The sequence below is a fragment of the Pararhizobium sp. DWP3-4 genome (assembly GCF_049898205.1).
Classification (GTDB): Bacteria; Pseudomonadota; Alphaproteobacteria; order Rhizobiales; family Rhizobiaceae; genus Pararhizobium.
Genome location: NZ_JAFCXF010000003.1, coordinates 119,098 through 134,867, shown reverse-complemented (window position 1 = coordinate 134,867; position 15,770 = coordinate 119,098). Strand labels below are relative to the sequence as shown.

14 protein-coding genes are annotated in these 15,770 nt (G+C 60.8%); 9 read left to right on the top strand and 5 right to left on the bottom strand.

Annotation, left to right across the window (positions count from 1 at the left end; genetic code table 11):
- Positions 1–58: 58 nt before the first annotated feature.
- From ACP7E6_RS09985 to ACP7E6_RS09965, 5 genes are all read left to right on the top strand, one after another.
- Positions 59–880, top strand: coding sequence for an outer membrane beta-barrel protein (locus tag ACP7E6_RS09985; protein WP_426229638.1), 822 nt, complete (start codon positions 59–61; stop codon positions 878–880).
- 183 nt (positions 881–1,063) lie between these two features.
- Entirely contained in the window at positions 1,064–1,870 is an 807-nt protein-coding gene (locus ACP7E6_RS09980; RefSeq protein WP_426229637.1) for an outer membrane protein, read from the top strand.
- Positions 1,871–2,022: 152 nt separating this feature from the next.
- On the top strand, positions 2,023–3,201 hold the full coding sequence (locus tag ACP7E6_RS09975; protein ID WP_426229636.1) for a phosphoserine transaminase: 1,179 nt from the start codon (positions 2,023–2,025) through the stop codon (positions 3,199–3,201).
- Between the two features lie 76 nt (positions 3,202–3,277).
- Positions 3,278–4,873, top strand: a complete 1,596-nt coding sequence (gene serA, locus ACP7E6_RS09970; RefSeq protein ID WP_426229635.1) for a phosphoglycerate dehydrogenase — start codon at positions 3,278–3,280, stop codon at positions 4,871–4,873.
- Between the two features lie 88 nt (positions 4,874–4,961).
- Complete coding sequence (locus tag ACP7E6_RS09965; protein WP_426229633.1) at positions 4,962–5,489, top strand: GNAT family N-acetyltransferase; 528 nt, start codon at positions 4,962–4,964, stop codon at positions 5,487–5,489.
- On the opposite strand, the gene ACP7E6_RS09960 is transcribed toward ACP7E6_RS09965, so the two are convergent.
- Positions 5,486–6,400: a DMT family transporter gene (locus tag ACP7E6_RS09960; protein WP_426229630.1), complete on the bottom strand. Its 915-nt coding sequence runs from the start codon at positions 6,398–6,400 to the stop codon at positions 5,486–5,488. The genes ACP7E6_RS09965 and ACP7E6_RS09960 overlap by 4 nt on opposite strands.
- A 427-nt stretch (positions 6,401–6,827) precedes the next feature.
- Between ACP7E6_RS09960 and ACP7E6_RS09955 the strand changes: the two genes are divergently transcribed.
- Positions 6,828–8,126, top strand: coding sequence for an adenylosuccinate synthase (locus ACP7E6_RS09955; RefSeq protein WP_426229628.1), 1,299 nt, complete (start codon positions 6,828–6,830; stop codon positions 8,124–8,126).
- 62 nt (positions 8,127–8,188) lie between these two features.
- A complete protein-coding gene (locus ACP7E6_RS09950; protein ID WP_426229626.1) occupies positions 8,189–10,513 on the top strand; it encodes a hypothetical protein in 2,325 nt (774 codons plus the stop codon).
- A gap of 76 nt (positions 10,514–10,589) precedes the next feature.
- Here ACP7E6_RS09950 and rpoH read toward each other — a convergent pair whose 3' ends face one another.
- The 3 genes from rpoH to ACP7E6_RS09935 form a co-directional block, all read right to left on the bottom strand.
- Positions 10,590–11,495: an RNA polymerase sigma factor RpoH gene (rpoH, locus tag ACP7E6_RS09945; RefSeq protein ID WP_426229624.1), complete on the bottom strand. Its 906-nt coding sequence runs from the start codon at positions 11,493–11,495 to the stop codon at positions 10,590–10,592.
- A gap of 234 nt (positions 11,496–11,729) precedes the next feature.
- Positions 11,730–11,987 carry a DUF2171 domain-containing protein gene (locus ACP7E6_RS09940; RefSeq protein ID WP_426229622.1) on the bottom strand — a complete coding sequence of 86 codons (258 nt, stop codon included), beginning with the start codon at positions 11,985–11,987 and terminating at the stop codon, positions 11,730–11,732.
- Between the two features lie 170 nt (positions 11,988–12,157).
- Positions 12,158–13,180 carry an RluA family pseudouridine synthase gene (locus ACP7E6_RS09935; protein ID WP_426229620.1) on the bottom strand — a complete coding sequence of 341 codons (1,023 nt, stop codon included), beginning with the start codon at positions 13,178–13,180 and terminating at the stop codon, positions 12,158–12,160.
- 30 nt (positions 13,181–13,210) lie between these two features.
- Here ACP7E6_RS09935 and ACP7E6_RS09930 point away from each other — a divergent pair, with 30 nt between their 5' ends.
- Positions 13,211–13,594 carry a hypothetical protein gene (locus ACP7E6_RS09930; protein ID WP_426229619.1) on the top strand — a complete coding sequence of 128 codons (384 nt, stop codon included), beginning with the start codon at positions 13,211–13,213 and terminating at the stop codon, positions 13,592–13,594.
- A gap of 12 nt (positions 13,595–13,606) precedes the next feature.
- On the top strand, positions 13,607–14,428 hold the full coding sequence (locus ACP7E6_RS09925) for a TrmH family RNA methyltransferase (protein WP_426229617.1): 822 nt from the start codon (positions 13,607–13,609) through the stop codon (positions 14,426–14,428).
- Between the two features lie 7 nt (positions 14,429–14,435).
- On the opposite strand, the gene ACP7E6_RS09920 is transcribed toward ACP7E6_RS09925, so the two are convergent.
- A complete protein-coding gene (locus ACP7E6_RS09920; protein ID WP_426229615.1) occupies positions 14,436–15,635 on the bottom strand; it encodes a hypothetical protein in 1,200 nt (399 codons plus the stop codon).
- Positions 15,636–15,770 lie beyond the last annotated feature (135 nt).

Here is a 15,770-nt window from a genome sequence, read left to right as displayed (position 1 = left end):
GATTTGTTGGAGGCCGGTCTAACGGCTGACCAAGCGCGAGATGTATTGGAGTGTGGCAATGAAGACTATTTTGATTGGCGTTGTTGCAGCTTTGCTCGGCAGCACCGCGACCTTTGCTGCGGATCTCTACGAGCCGCCTATGGAGCAGCCCGTCGCAGAGCCGGTTCAGCTGGTCGAAGCGAGTGGGTGGTATCTGCGCGGTGACGTTGGTTACGCCTTCACCAATCTTCGCGGTGCCAATTTCTATCAAGGCCCGGGCCGCTACGTTCGCGATTTCGATGAGGCCGACCTCGATGACAGCTGGACGGCCGGCGTCGGTGTCGGTTACCAGATCAACAATTACCTGCGCACGGACGTGACGCTCGATTATCTCGGCAATGCCGATTTCGAGGGTTCGACGACCGGCGGCTGCGGCGTCGCCGTCGCCTGCACATCGCGGGATATTTCGGCAATCGCGGCCTGGAGCCTGATGGCCAACGCCTATGTTGATATCGGTACCTACGGTTCGTTCACTCCCTATATCGGCGCCGGTATTGGCGGAACGCAGGTCCGTTGGGACAAGCTGCGCAACACGAGCTGCGAAACGGCCAATCCAAGCAATTGCGATCCGACCTTCGAACATGAAGGCGGCCGCAAGTGGCGCTTCACATACGGCCTGATGGCGGGTACGGCGATCGACCTGACCTGTAATCTGAAGGCTGACGTCGGCTACCGCTTCCGTCACGTGCTTGGCGGCAACATGTTCGGCTACAACGAGAACAGCGGCCCGGGTTCAGACAAGGGCATGTATCTCCATGAAGCCCGCGCCGGTCTGCGTTACTCCTTCGGTGGATGTGCCGAAGCTTACGTCCCGCCGGCTGAGCCAATCGTTTACAAGTAAGCGCGCCGCGCTTCCCATCTGCAAAAGGCCGTCCGGTTTCCGGGCGGCCTTTTCAGTTTTGCGGACCCGTTTGGTTAAGGAGCATGCTTAACCTGAGGTTAACCGGCGGATGCGATGATGGGAGCATATTAACACGGGCGACGGAAGTTCCGGTCGCCGTTATCATTTTTCAAGGACAGCAAAATGAAGTTGCGGCTTTCTCTCCTCAATGCATCTGCACTGATCCTGCTGTTTGCCGGTGGGCAGGCGATGGCTGCAGATCTTCTCGAAGCGCCGGAAGTCAGCATCTCACCCATGGAGACTGTGGGTCAGGGGTTCTATCTGCGGGGCGATCTCGGTTACGCCGGATGGACGCGAGGCGGCGACCCATCGCTGCGCCTGTTCGATGCCGGCACGGGTGCGACCAACTCCGCGTCCTTTGACAATGACTTCGACCAACCTTTTTCCGGGACCCTTGGCGCCGGCTATCAGTTCAATGATATGTTCCGGGCGGATTTGACCGGCGATTATTTCGAAGGCGACGTCCGGGGAAGCGGCCAGGCGAACATTCCTTGCGACGGTGAAGCTGCCGGGACATCTTGCGCCGGCGGCCTCAATGCCGACTATAAGGCGATTGGCCTGATGGCGAACGGCTATGTCGATCTCGCGACGGTGGCCGGCTTGACCCCTTACGTCGGCGCCGGTCTCGGCGTGACGCAGCTTCGCTGGAACGATATCGCGTTGCGCACCAGCTGCGTGCCGGGCGCAGCCGGTTGCTCCGGTGCTGGGCCGGTCAATCAGACCTTTGACGGCGAAAGCAGCTGGCGCCTGACCTACGCGTTGATGGCAGGCGTTTCCTACAATATGACCGAGCAGCTGAAACTGGACGTCGGCTACCGCTATTCGCAGATCACCGACGGCGACATGTTCAACGGCAGCGATATCGACGGCATGGACGACGGCCTCGGCCGCCACGAAATCCGCGCCGGCTTGCGTCTGTCTTTGTGGTAGGCGAGACGGCATCGACCCTAGCAATGCTCTCAACGCCAAAAATCTTTCCGGAAACGACACATCATTCTTGACTTCCGGGCCTGTCCGCAATATCCACGGCGGCAGGCCACCTCTCCCTAACGAGAGGCTTTCTATCTGGAAGGATAGCATTGATGACGACCCCTGCGACACCGGAATTGCGTCCGGCAAACACCCATTTTTCTTCTGGTCCCTGCTCCAAGCGCCCCGGTTGGTCGCTTGATGCGCTCTCTGATGCGGCCCTCGGGCGCTCGCACCGTGCCAAGGTTGGCAAGAGCAAGCTGAAGCAGGCGATCGATCTCACCCGCGAAATTTTGCAGGTACCAGCGGACTACCGCATCGGTATCGTGCCTGCCTCCGACACCGGCGCCGTCGAAATGGCGCTCTGGTCGTTGCTTGGCCCCCGTGGCGTCGACATGGTCGCCTGGGAGAGCTTCGGCTCCGGCTGGGTCTCCGACGTCGTCAAGGAGCTGAAACTCGCCGACACCCGCAAGTTCGTTGCCGATTACGGCAAGCTCGTCGATTACGACCAGGTCGATTTCGACCGTGACGTCGTCTTCACCTGGAACGGCACCACCTCTGGGGTCCGTGTTCCCAATGCCGATTTCATTCCGGCCGACCGCAAGGGCCTGACGATCTGCGATGCCACATCGGCCGCGTTTGCGCAGGACCTCGATTTCGCCAAGCTCGATGTCGTCACCTTCTCCTGGCAGAAGGTTCTGGGCGGGGAGGGCGCGCATGGCATTCTCATCCTCAGCCCGCGCGCTGTCGAGCGGCTGGAAAGCTACGAGCCTTCCTGGCCGCTGCCGAAGATCTTCCGCATGACCAAGGGCGGCAAGATCATCGAAGGCATCTTCCAGGGCGAAACGATTAACACCCCGTCGATGCTGTGCGTCGAGGACTATATCGATGCGCTGAACTGGGCAAAGTCGCTCGGCGGCCTCAAGGCACTGATGGCGCGGGCCGATGCCAATGCGCAGGCTATCGATGACTTCGTTGCGAAGACCGACTGGATTGCCAATCTGGCGGTCGATCCGGAAACGCAGTCAAACACCTCGGTTTGCCTGAAGATCGTCGACAAGGACGTTGCAGCGCTTGATGCTGCCGGTCAGGACGCCTTTGCCAAGGGCATGGTTGCGCTGCTGGAAAAGCAGGGCGTCGCCAATGACATCGGCGCCTACCGCGATGCGCCGTCCGGGTTCCGTATCTGGGCCGGTGCGACGATCGAGACTTCGGATATCAAGGCGCTGATGCCCTGGTTCGACTGGGCGTTTGCGACCCAGAAGGCGACGCTGTCTCAGGCAGCGGCCTAACCGGCTTAGACCGCGCCAACAGGGCGCGGTCCTCCTCACCAATCAGAATTTTTGACGAAACCAATGGAGGCCTCTCATGGCACCGCGCGTACTCGTATCCGATGAACTGTCGGAAACTGCCGTCCAGATTTTTCGTGATCGCGGCGTAGACGTCGATTTCCAGCCGCAACTCGGCAAGGACAAGGAAAAGCTTGCCGCGATCATCGGTAATTATGATGGTCTTGCGATCCGGTCTGCCACCAAGGCGACGGAAAAGCTGATTGCTGCTGCGACCAACCTCAAGGTCATCGGCCGCGCCGGCATCGGCGTCGACAATGTCGATATCCCGGCTGCCTCGCGCCGCGGCATCATCGTCATGAACACGCCGTTCGGCAACTCGATCACGACGGCCGAACATGCCATCGCGCTGATGTTTGCCGTTGCCCGTCAACTGCCGCAGGCCGACACGTCGACCCAGGCCGGCAAGTGGGAAAAGTCCAAGTTCATGGGCGTGGAAATCACCGGCAAGACGCTTGGCGTTATCGGTGCCGGCAATATCGGCGGCATCGTCTGCTCGCGCGCCATCGGCCTGAAGATGCATGTGCTCGCCTACGACCCCTTCCTGTCGAAGGAACGGGCCGAGGAAATGGGTGTCACCAAGGTCGAGCTGGATGAGCTGCTCGCCCAGGCCGATTTCATCACCCTGCACGTGCCGATGACCGACAAGACGCGCGGCATCCTCAATCGCGAGGCACTGGCCAAGACCAAGCCCGGCGTGCGCATCATCAACTGCGCCCGTGGTGGCCTGGTTGACGAGCAGGCGCTCGCCGACGCCATCAAGTCCGGCCATGTCGCCGGCGCCGGTTTCGACGTGTTCGAAGTCGAGCCTGCAACGGAAAGCCCGCTGTTCGGCCTGCCGAACGTCGTCTGCACACCGCATCTCGGCGCCTCGACTACGGAAGCGCAGGAGAATGTCGCACTGCAGGTGGCCGAGCAGATGTCGGATTATCTGGTCAAGGGTGCGGTCTCCAACGCCATCAACATGCCATCGATCACGGCTGAGGAAGCCCCGCTTCTCAAGCCTTTCATCCGGCTTGCAGACGTGCTCGGCGCCTTCGTTGGTCAGGTGACGGAAAGTGCGATCAAGGAAATCGAGATCCTTTACGATGGATCGACCGCTGGAATGAACACCAAGGCGCTGACGAGTGCAGCCCTTGCCGGTCTCATCCGCAGCCAGGTTTCCGACGTCAACATGGTTTCGGCACCGGTGATGATCAAGGAGAAAGGCATCATCCTGTCCGAGGTCAAGCGCGACAAGTCGGGCGTCTTTGATGGTTACATCAAGCTGACTGTGACGACCGAGAACCAGACGCGCTCGGTTGCTGGTACCGTCTTTTCCGATGGCAAGCCGCGCTTCATTCAGATCAAGGACATCAATCTGGACGCCGATGTCGGCAACCACATGGTCTACATCACCAATACCGACGTTCCCGGCATGATCGGCTTTATCGGCATGACGCTGGGCGATGCCGGCGTCAACATCGCCAACTTCCAGCTCGGCCGCCACAATGCCGGCGCCGATGCGATTGCGCTGCTCTACGTCGATGGCGCCGTGTCGGAAGACGTGCTCGACAAGCTGCGCGCCAACCCGGCCATCCGGGCTGCAAAACCGCTGGTCTTCAACGTCGATTGATCAGCTGAAAGGTTGATGGCTTCGAAGAATTGAGAGGCAAACGCGCCGGATGCTCTCCGGCGCGTTTGCCGTTGATGAAAGTAATGGAATGAACGCGACAGACCGCCTAGCCGATTGGCGCCCTGCCATTTTGACGGATATTGACGCCATCTACGGTATCCAGTGCATCGTGCATGCCGAATACCCAGAGGCGCGGGAGGTTCTGCTTGAGAGGCTGGAACTGTGCCCGGCGGGATGTTTCGTGCTGGAAAAAGGCGGCGTGGTTTCGGGATATGTGCTCAGCCACCCTTGGCGCCGTCTCTCGCCGCCGCCGATCGATACCAGGCTTGGGGCAATTCCGGCAGGCGCGGATAGCTGGTATCTGCACGATCTGGCCTTGTTGCCGGGCACGCGTGGTTCCGGCGCGGGTGCGAAAGTGGCGACGCTGATTGCGGAACGCGCCCGCAGGAATGGATACCAAACCCTGGCACTAGTCTCGGTCAACGGATCGCAAGGTTTCTGGGAACGGCAGGGTTTTTCCGTGCACCAGGATGAAATGCTTGCCGTCAAGCTTTCCGGCTATGGCAACGAGGCCGTCTACATGGAGCGCGATCTGGCTGGTGCGGATCGGCGCTAGGATGTTTTCCCGGTGTCTGTCGCCAGGCGCGGGCGCCCTTTTTCCGCCACCGCAATACCACCCAGCACCAGCACGATTGCGACGATATGGAATGTCTGCAACGCCTCGCCGATCAGGGCGATCGACAGCAACGTGCCGAAGATCGGGATTGTGTTGATGAACAGGCCGGCCCGGTTCGGGCCGATCAGCTCAACCCCGCGCACGTAAAGAATCTGCGACACGAGAGAGGGCAGGAGGCCGGCATAGGCGACGATGATCCAGCCTTGCGTATCCGGCCAGATCAACCGGCCGGTGGAGAATTCCCAGACGACCAGCGGAAGGCTGCTGAGCAGCGCCCCGAAGGCAGAGATCGCGATCAGGCTTTTCCAGTGGATTGCCGGTTTCCAGCGCAGCGCCACCGTATAGCCGGCATAGACCAGCACCGCTGCCATCATCAGCGCGTCACCCTGGTTGAGATCGAGGGAGAGGAGTGTCGTCAGATCGCCATGCGACGCGGTCAGCGCCACGCCGAACAGCGTCAGTGTAAAACCGGCGATCTGCGCCATGGAAAAGGCGGTGCGGAACAGCACATAGTTCATGACGAAGATCACCATCGGAATGCCAGCCTGTTCGATGACGGCATTGATGGCGCTGGTGAACTGCAGAGCCGAATAGAGAAAAGCATTGAAGGCGGTGAAGCCGACGGTGCCGTAGCCAAGCAGGAGCAGCCAGTTCTTGCGGATCACCGGAAAATCGCGGCGCACTTGCGGGGCGGCAAAAATCAAAAGCACGCTGCAGGCAATCACCCAGCGCATTTCCGTCAGCATCATCGGACTGACATGGCCGATCGCCATCTTTCCGGCCACCGTGTTCCCGCCCCAGATCAGGGTGGTGATGCAGAGGATGATATAAGCTTGCAGATTAACGGGCACGGTATTCCCTAAGGCAAAACATGACGGGTATAGATGATGGTAAAAGACAGGTGCTGCCGTACCGGCCTTTGCCGACGCAGCTTTATCCGCGCATTGAATCAACCCGGACCGCAGAAGGCAAGCCCGCATTTTTGGGCGTTGGCAGTTGCAGCATGGATAGAGGGGGCTTACGCCACTCTCGACGACGATGCCGCTGCAAAACGGGCATGAATATTTCGCCGACCCAGCCGTTTTGTCAGTATCCCCGGTTAATTCCGTCCTGCCAAACAGCGCGTCAAGGCAAAATCTGAGGATCAAATGCGGTCTTTACCATGCAAAAACCGCGAATCCCGGCTTAAGCAGGGTCGCTTTCCAAAAAACAAAACAGTATAGATGCGCGGGTTTGAAGACAGCGCAATCACAGGCGCGTGGAAACAGGAAAACTGAAATGACGAATGTCGTGGTGGTCGGATCGCAATGGGGTGACGAAGGCAAGGGCAAGATTGTCGACTGGCTTTCCGAGCGTGCCGACGTGGTCGTGCGCTTTCAGGGCGGGCACAATGCCGGCCATACGCTTGTCATCGATGGCACCAGCTACAAGCTTTCCCTTCTTCCGTCCGGCGTCGTGCGCCCAGGCAAGCTCGCCGTTATCGGCAATGGCGTGGTCATCGACCCGCATGCACTGATCTCGGAAATCGAGAAGCTCGACAGGCAGGGCGTCACCATTACGCCGGAAAATCTGCGCATCGCCGATAACGCCACGCTGATCCTGTCGCTGCATCGCGAACTGGACGGTATCCGCGAGGATGCAGCCTCCAACAGCGGCACCAAGATCGGCACGACACGCCGCGGCATCGGCCCGGCCTATGAAGACAAGGTCGGCCGCCGCGCCATCCGCGTCATGGATCTTGCCGATCTCGATACGCTGCCCGCCAAGATCGATCGTCTGCTCACCCATCACAATGCGCTGCGCCGTGGTCTTGGCGAAGCCGAAGTGAGCCATGAGGCGATCATGACCGAGCTTTCCTCGATCGCTGCCCGCGTTTTGCCGTTCATGGAAACCGTCTGGCTGCTGCTCGATCGTCATCGCCGCAAGGGTTCCCGCATCCTGTTCGAAGGCGCGCAGGGAACGTTGCTCGATATCGATCATGGCACCTACCCCTTCGTGACGTCGTCCAACACGGTTGCCGGACAGGCGGCGGCCGGTTCCGGCATGGGGCCAGGGGCGCTCGGCTATATCCTCGGCATCACCAAGGCCTACACGACCCGCGTCGGCGAAGGCCCGTTCCCGACCGAGCTGCATGACGAAATCGGTCAGTTCCTCGGCGAAAAAGGCCATGAGTTCGGCACGGTAACGGGGCGCAAGCGCCGTTGCGGCTGGTTCGATGCGGCTCTGGTGCGTCAGTCGGTTGCCACCAACGGCATCACCGGCATCGCGCTGACCAAGCTCGATGTGCTTGATGGCCTCGACGAATTGAAGATCTGCGTCGGCTATACGCTCGATGGCGTCGATATCGATCATTTGCCGGCAAGCCAGGCGCAGCAGGCCCAGGCAAAGCCGCGCTACATCACGCTTGAAGGCTGGAAAGAATCGACTGTCGGTGCCCGCAGCTGGGCGCAGCTTCCGGCCCAGGCGATCAAATATGTGCGTCAGGTCGAAGAGCTGATCGGTGCGCCGGTGGCGCTGCTTTCCACCAGCCCGGAGCGCGACGACACCATACTTGTGACGGACCCGTTTGAGGACTAGTCTGACGTTGACGACTAGGGAAGAATTTGGCGTAAACGCGCCGATGGTATGAGAAAGTTCTGATGGCGGATTTTGTTGCAGTTATTCGAAGGACCGTCGATGGTCTGTCGGACAATGTTCCCGAAATGCGGGCCAAGGTCTATGACAAGGCCCGCGGCGCCGTCCGCCGTCAGCTCGAAAGCATGAAGCCTCGTCCTTCGGACGAGATGATCGAGCGCCAGATGGTCAAGCTCGAGGCGGCGATCAACGAGGTCGAGGACGATCACGCCGAGGCGCTTCCGCCGTTGGACGAGCCGCACGATGTTTCGATACCGGAAGCGGCCGATGCCGAGGATAACGTTGCTGACCCGGCAACGGTAGAGGAATATCAACCGGAACCGGAAGCCGCCGAGGACGAACGCCCGGAACCCGTTGCCGAGCCCTACGCCGCCGCCGAACCGGTGGAAGAGCCAGTGCCGGCCGCTGCCGTCCAGCCACCGGTGGAGGACGAGCATGTCTATCCTCAGCCAGAGCCGGAAGTGGTGGATGCCGGTACGGCAACTGCTGGTGTCGAAGACCACCTCCCGGCCGTATCGGTCCATCCGGAAGAGCCGGAAGGCGATCGCCACGAGCCTGCTGCCGAGCCGGAGCATCCGGCCACTACGGTGTTCGACCCTCTTGAGCACTACGGCGCGGCCGTCGAAGAAACGGTTCACACTCCGGAAGCCGTCGCCGAACCCCAAGCCGTCGCCGAACCCGAAACAGTCGCCGAACCGATCATCGAGCCCGCTGTAGAACCGGTCGAAGAAAAACCTGCGGCTTCCGCTGAGTGGGAATTGCCGGAATGGAACGATCCGGTTCCGGCAACTGCCCATAGCGAACCGGTCTGGACGGAGGCTGCGGAAGCAGCACCTGTCGTTGACGACATTCCCGACCTGACGCAGTACCAGCCTGTCGAGACGGTAACGCCGCTGAACGACGACACCGGCGTCAAGAACAGAGCTGCAGGTGAAGCGGCGGCGGCCTGGGCCTGGGACGATAACGATCCCTTTACCCAGGCGCCAGCCGCCGCACCAGCCGAAACGTCGGAACCTGCAATCGCTGACTGGTCCTGGCCGGTAGAGAAGACGGCTGCGGCCGAACCTGAACAGCGCAAAGCTGCCAATGACAGCTGGAACGATATCGACGAGCTTCTGGCGCACGGCAGCACGGCCGCAGCGGTTGGAGCCGCCAGCGCGTCACAGGCCGGTAGAACTTCCGCCGCCGTCGATGAAGATGTCGACGTGCCGGCACGGCCCGTTTCCTATCGGGTAGAGCCGAAGCGCTCGCGATTGAATGTGAAGGCGATCGGACTTGCCGCAGTGCTTGCGCTCATCCTGGGCGGCGGCGGTTATGCCTATTGGCAAAATCAGACCAGAGTGAATGCGTGGGTCTCCGGCGTGCTGGCCTCCATCACCGCCAAGATCCCAGGCCAGACGACGCCGGAGGCATCTGCGCCCGAAGAGGGCAACAAGAATCTGACTGCGCCGGAGACGAACAACCAGACGCAGACGCCGGCGAATGCCGAGGTCGCGGCGGTCGAAGGCAATAGCAAGTTCACACAGCGGTTGCAGCAGGATGGTACGGAGATCGATCCGGGTCCGGCGGCGGTGCCTGCAGGTGCAAATGCCACCGAGGAGGGCAAGTCGGTGGCTGCGCAGACCGAGGCCGGCAAGCCTGTCGATACTGCTCAGGCGACTGCAACCACGCCGGCAGGCCAGGCGGCCACTGACGCGCAGCCCGCCCAGCCCGTGCCCGGTCAGCAGGCAGCGGCCAATCCGGCGACGCAGCAGGTGCCGGCCGGCGCTCAGAAGATGTTCCTCTATGAGGAGCGGCTGGGCCAGTCGGCGCCAACGGCAATCGAAGGCAATGTCGCCTGGTCGGTCAAGGAAGAATCACCTGGTGGCGATGCCAAGCCGGAACCGGTCGTTCAGGCGCAGATCAATGTTCCCGAGCGCGGGCTGACGGCCCTCATGACGATCAAGCGCAACGCCGACTCATCGCTGCCGGCCAGCCATGTGATCGAGTTTGTCTTCTCGCTGCCGGAGAATTTCGAAGGTGGCAGCATCGATAGCGTCCAACGCGTTTCGATGAAGCGCAACGAGCAGGATCGTGGCGATGCGCTGATTGCGGTTCCGGCCAAGATCACCGAAGATTTCCACATGATCGCACTCAACGACTTCCCCGAAGCGGTCGCAACGAATACCGAACTTCTGCGCACGCGCGGCTGGATGGATATTCCTTTGACCTATCGCAACGGCCGCCGCGCGCTGTTGACCTTGGAGAAGGGGGCTGCCGGCACGGAGGCCTTCACCAAGGCGATGCAGGCCTGGAGCCTGGCCGCAAAGCCGGATCCGGCCGGTCAGTAATCTTCAAGAATACAAAAAAAAGAAACCCGGCTGGAGCGATCCAGCCGGGTTTCTTTTTGTTCAATCAACGGCGGTGTCAGGCGTCTTCGACGACCCGAAGCGCATTCTGGCGCTCCTGCGCCGCCTTGCGGACGGCATCCTGGACCTTTTCGAAGGCGCGGACCTCGATCTGCCGGACGCGCTCGCGGCTGATGTCGAACTCCGTCGACAGTTCCTCAAGTGTCACCGGATCTTCCGTCAGGCGGCGCGCCTCGAAGATGCGGCGTTCACGGTCGTTCAACACGTTCATCGCGCTCGACAAAAGGCTGCGGCGGTTATCCAGCTCGTCCTGTTCGATCAGGATGTCTTCCTGGTTGTCGTGGTCATCGACGAGCCAATCCTGCCACTGGCCGGATTCGCCTTCACCCGCCTTGATCGGCGCGTTCAGCGAGGCGTCGCCGGAGAGGCGCTGGTTCATCGAAATCACTTCGGCTTCCGACACCTTCAGGGTCGTGGCGATATGCGCGACCTGATCGGGCTTCAAGTCACCCTCGTCGAGGGCCTGGATTTTGCCCTTGAGGCGGCGCAGGTTGAAGAACAGCCGCTTCTGATTGGCGGTCGTGCCCATCTTCACCAGTGACCACGAGCGCAGGATATATTCCTGGATCGAGGCCTTGATCCACCACATGGCGTAGGTGGCCAAACGGAAGCCCCGTTCCGGGTCGAACTTCTTGACCGCCTGCATCAGGCCGACATTGCCTTCGGAAACGACTTCGCCGATCGGCAGGCCGTAGCCGCGATAACCCATGGCGATCTTCGCCACGAGGCGCAGATGGCTGGTCACGAGCTGATGGGCGGCCTTGCGATCGTCATGCTCCTGATACCGCTTGGCGAGCATGTACTCTTCCTGCGGTTCAAGCATGGGAAATTTGCGGATTTCATCGAGATAGCGGTTGAGACCACCTTCTCCTGCGGTGATGGACGGTAACGTACTGCGGGCCATGATGCACCCCCCTTTCGCGTTCCGGCCTCCTGCTGGCAGGCCGGGCATGTGGGTCTGTCCGACCCCACATCTTCATAGATAAGTGCAGCGAAAGCATGATTCAAGAACGCCGGTTTCACAGAGACGTGAAGCCGGAGACGCGTATGCTCCAGTTGGGTTACAGCCTGTAAATTGGGTCCGCCCCCGAAATATCAAGGGCGGAAACGGAGTTCACGATATTTTCCTGCGTCTGGATCAGTGGATAGGCGAATTGTCTTCTTCTTCCTCGAACATCACGGCGACGTCGCCATTGGCGCTGAGGCGCACACGATTGTCATCAACGCTTGCAACCAGTTCAAGGGCGATGAAGTGGTGATGGCCTTCATGGCCAGAGCCGCTATCTCTTTTGGTCAACTTGATCCGGTCGCCTTCGACATGATCGACCGTGCCGACATGAAGGCCGTCGGCGCTGATCACTTCGGCATGTTCTTTGATCTGTGTGACATCAATCATCGGGTTTCTCCTTTTGCTGTTTCGCAACAACGCGCCAGAGCTGGAAAGGATGCATAGCGGCGTCAGAAATCGTCGGGCGCCGCTATGCAAATTCTGCCCTTTGCTCGCGTTTGAGCGCGCCGCCCTTCGCGCATGACGTGCCTCAACAAGCGAATGTCCGAGTTTGTGCTTCAGCCGCGCAATGCTTCGACCAGTTCCTGCATGTCGTCGGGAACCGGCGATTCGAAATGCATGGTCTTTCCGGTGGTTGGATGTTCGAAGGCCAGCATGAAGGCATGCAGGGCCTGGCGGGGGAAGCGGTTGACGACCGCCTTTGCAGCATCCGGAAGAAGATTGGCTTTCGTCTTGAAGGCAGCGCCGTAATCCGGGTCGCCGATCAGCGGATGACCGATATAGGCCATATGGACGCGGATCTGATGGGTGCGGCCGGTTTCGAGATTGCAGCGGACCATGGCGGCGAGCGCCGTGGAATCCGGTTTTTCTAGGTAGCGCTCGATCACCTGATAGTGGGTGATCGCCTCGCGGGCGTCATCGGCGCCTTCCTGCTTGACGGCGCGCTTGATCCTGTCGCCGGCGCGGCCGAGCGGCGCGTCGATCGTGCCCTTCAGGCCGCGCGGGCGTCCCCAGACGATAGCCATGTAGGCGCGCTCCAGCGGCCCTGTACGGCCATGGTCGGCAAACTGGTCGGAGAGGTGGCGATGGGCGATATCGTTCTTTGCGACCACCATGACGCCGCTGGTATCCTTGTCGAGCCGGTGGACGATGCCGGGGCGCTTGACGCCGCCAATGCCGGAAAGGCTTGCGCCGCAATGATGGATCAGCGCGTTGACCAGCGTACCCGTCCAGTTTCCGGCGCCGGGATGAACCACGAGGCCCGGCGGCTTGACCAGAACAATGAGATCGTCGTCTTCAAAAAGTACGTCGAGCGGGATGTTCTCGCCCTTCGGCTCGGGGTCTTCCGCTTCGGGCATGCCGATCTCGAAGACATCGCCGGGCTGGACCTTCTTCTTGGCTTCCTTGACGGTCTTGCCGTTGACGGAGACCTCGCCCTGTTCGATCAGGGCTTTGATGCGGTTGCGTGAAAACTCGCCGCCCAGCGCTTCGGTCAGATAGGCATCCATGCGCCCGGTCGCGTCCTCATTTGCCGTGAGGACTTTCCTAATCGCCGAGGCTTGTTTAAAGGGGTCGTTCATTCTCATTCCATTCCGCAGGGTAGGCCAGCCATGTCCAATCAGAAACCAGTCGAACAGGAAGACAAGCCGCTCGATCCGGTGATGGAGAACGTGCGCCGCAAGATGGTCAAGCTGCAGCTGGTCTCGGCTGGTGTCATGGTGGTGATGCTTATGGTCGTGCTTTCAGCGATTGTCTATAAGCTTACGCGTCCGGGCAAGGCCGATGTGACGCAAAGCGCGTCTGTTACGGTGCCGGGCGAGGCGCCGGTCACGGCAATCGCTGCCCTGCCTGCCGGGTTCGAAGTTTCCGACGTTGCTTTGTCGGGCGGCCAGATCCTGTTTTATGGCGCGGTTGCCGGTGGCGATCGCAAGGCGATCGTCTTCGATATCGCTGCTGGCCGCATTGTTGCGGATGTTTCCGTCAAGACCAACTGAGAAGGCCTGGCCGTGATCCCGCTCCGCATCGATGACCCGGCCGATCCGCGCATCGCCGGCTTCGTCTCGATCAAGGAGCGCGACCTGACCGGCCGGCAGGGCCGGTTTATTGCCGAGGGCACGGTCGTACTGCGCATGCTGGCGGCCGCCCATCGCGCCGGGCGCGGTATCGAGGCTGAATCCATCCTGCTGCTCGAAAACCGCGTCGATGGTGTCAGCGGCATCCTGGCTGAATTCCCGGCGGACATTCCGGTCTATGTGGCCAGCGCTCCGGTGTTCGATGCCGTTGCCGGTTTCAACATGCACAGGGGCGTGCTGGCGCTGGGCAAACGTCAATCGGCACCCAGTCTGGATACGCTCGTCAGCAGCCTTCCGGAGAAGAGCCTTGTTCTCGCTGCCTGCGGCATTTCCAACCATGACAATATGGGCTCGATGTTCCGCAACGCCGCCGCTTTCGGCGTCGATGCCATCCTGATGGATGAGACCAGCTGCGATCCGATGTATCGCAAGGCGATTCGGGTCTCGGTCGGCTCGGTGTTGAGCGTGCCTTTTGCCCGCGAGGGCTCGGTGACAGCACTGATCGGGCGTCTGCAGGCCGAAGGTTTTGCGATCTGGGGATTGTCGCCGCGGGGCAGAACCGATCTGCACAATATTCCGCCATCGCCGCGCACCGTGCTGCTTGCCGGGACGGAAGGCGAGGGGCTGCCTGAAAACATCATGGCATTGATCCAGACCGCCCGCATCCGCCAGCGGCCGGGCCTCGACAGCCTGAACGTCGCGGCAGCGACAGGCATCGCACTGCATCAGGTGGCGATGATCAACGGCTTTATCTGAGCAGAAGTTATCGATGGTCCGGCGGCAGCATGTCGCGGGCGCGGGCTGCGAGGCTTTTATCCGAACGATTGGGCTGCGTGTCTGCCGCAGCGAGGAGGGTGGGTATCGGCGATCCCTGGCCTTCCCTGGCCGCTGTCAAAGCCACCATGGTTGCCGCGATGTCGGCAATTTCCTCGCGCAAGGCGTCGTCGTGTGCTGAGGATGCCGAGTTGATCAACTGTTCCGAAAGTGCGGCAGCCCGGTTGCGGGCATAGTCAGCCGGCACGGTCAGATCGATGGTGGCTACGGGTGACATGGCGTTCTGTGCATCCGGGTTGTCCTGTGTTCGTATGGTGCCGACTGTTGCCGGATCCGGTGCCGCAGTTTTCTTCTCGCGGCGCACGGGCATGGTCAGACCGGCGGCACGCAACGCTTTTGAGGCATCGCGCAGGTCCGTGCCCGCATCCCTGACCTTGGCTTTCAATCGCTCGATCTCGCCGCCCCTGCGTTCCAGAAAACTGTCCTTGTCGGCATTGGCGGCCATTTCTCTGGCAAGCTTTGCCTCCAACTGCTTCAGGCGGGTTTCGTCACGGGCAAGCCGGACTTCCAGTTCGCGCGCCTTGGTGCTTTCGGCTTTCAGTTCGTTGCGCATGATCTCGCGTTCGTCCTTCAGGCCGGCAATGCGGCTCTTCAGGTTCTCTGCCTCTGCATCATGGGCGGCAACGTCGATCTTCAAACTGTCCATATCGCCGGAAAGGTGCTCCACCTGTCTGGTCAGGGTTTTGATGTCGATGTTCTTTTTGACATTGTCGCGCTCGACATCGGCAAGCGTCACTTTCAGCCGCTCGATGTTCTGCTCGAGCTGCCGGGCAGCAGAACGCAGGTCCGCCGCTTCGACATTCATGTCGGCAAGCTGCGCATGCAGGTCGGCGTTTTCACCGGCGAGGCGCTGGGTTTCCTTCAGGGTGGAACCGTTTTGCAGCAAAAGAGCGACGTTCTTGTCGCGCTCGCGTTTCAGCATCTGGCTGGTCCTGGCATTTTCGGCCGCGTACCCGGCGCGGGCCGCGTCTTTCTGGGCCCGGACCTCCTGTGGCGACAGCGGCATCGTTGCCGTCAGCCGGTCCTCGGCAAAGCGGACGATGCGCCTGTGCACGACGGGCGCCACCAGCAGGCCGAGCAGCGCCGCAGTCAGAAAACCCAGGGCGAACAGGAGTGCGAATTCAATCACGGGCTGGCCATTTCAGTTCAGGGCACGCGGCGATACGCAATAATCCATGGTTTTCGTTTCATTCGCACTAAAGACGAACGAGAATATCACTTCAAGTGCTCGCGAACGCGCAATTTTTTCCAGCCGCCTCAGCGA

Bases quoted from the DNA above. Each gene is read 5' to 3' on its own strand.
- ACP7E6_RS09980 (WP_426229637.1), top strand. From the start codon at position 1,064: ATGAAGTTGCGGCTTTCTCTCCTCAATGCATCTGCACTGATCCTGCTG.
- ACP7E6_RS09985 (WP_426229638.1), top strand. From the start codon at position 59: ATGAAGACTATTTTGATTGGCGTTGTTGCAGCTTTGCTCGGCAGCACC.
- ACP7E6_RS09955 (WP_426229628.1), top strand. From the start codon at position 6,828: ATGACGAATGTCGTGGTGGTCGGATCGCAATGGGGTGACGAAGGCAAG.
- serA (WP_426229635.1), top strand. From the start codon at position 3,278: ATGGCACCGCGCGTACTCGTATCCGATGAACTGTCGGAAACTGCCGTC.
- rpoH (WP_426229624.1), bottom strand. From the start codon at position 11,495: ATGGCCCGCAGTACGTTACCGTCCATCACCGCAGGAGAAGGTGGTCTC.
- ACP7E6_RS09950 (WP_426229626.1), top strand. From the start codon at position 8,189: ATGGCGGATTTTGTTGCAGTTATTCGAAGGACCGTCGATGGTCTGTCG.
- ACP7E6_RS09930 (WP_426229619.1), top strand. From the start codon at position 13,211: ATGTCCAATCAGAAACCAGTCGAACAGGAAGACAAGCCGCTCGATCCG.
- ACP7E6_RS09940 (WP_426229622.1), bottom strand. From the start codon at position 11,987: ATGATTGATGTCACACAGATCAAAGAACATGCCGAAGTGATCAGCGCC.
- ACP7E6_RS09935 (WP_426229620.1), bottom strand. From the start codon at position 13,180: ATGAACGACCCCTTTAAACAAGCCTCGGCGATTAGGAAAGTCCTCACG.
- ACP7E6_RS09965 (WP_426229633.1), top strand. From the start codon at position 4,962: ATGAACGCGACAGACCGCCTAGCCGATTGGCGCCCTGCCATTTTGACG.
- ACP7E6_RS09975 (WP_426229636.1), top strand. From the start codon at position 2,023: ATGACGACCCCTGCGACACCGGAATTGCGTCCGGCAAACACCCATTTT.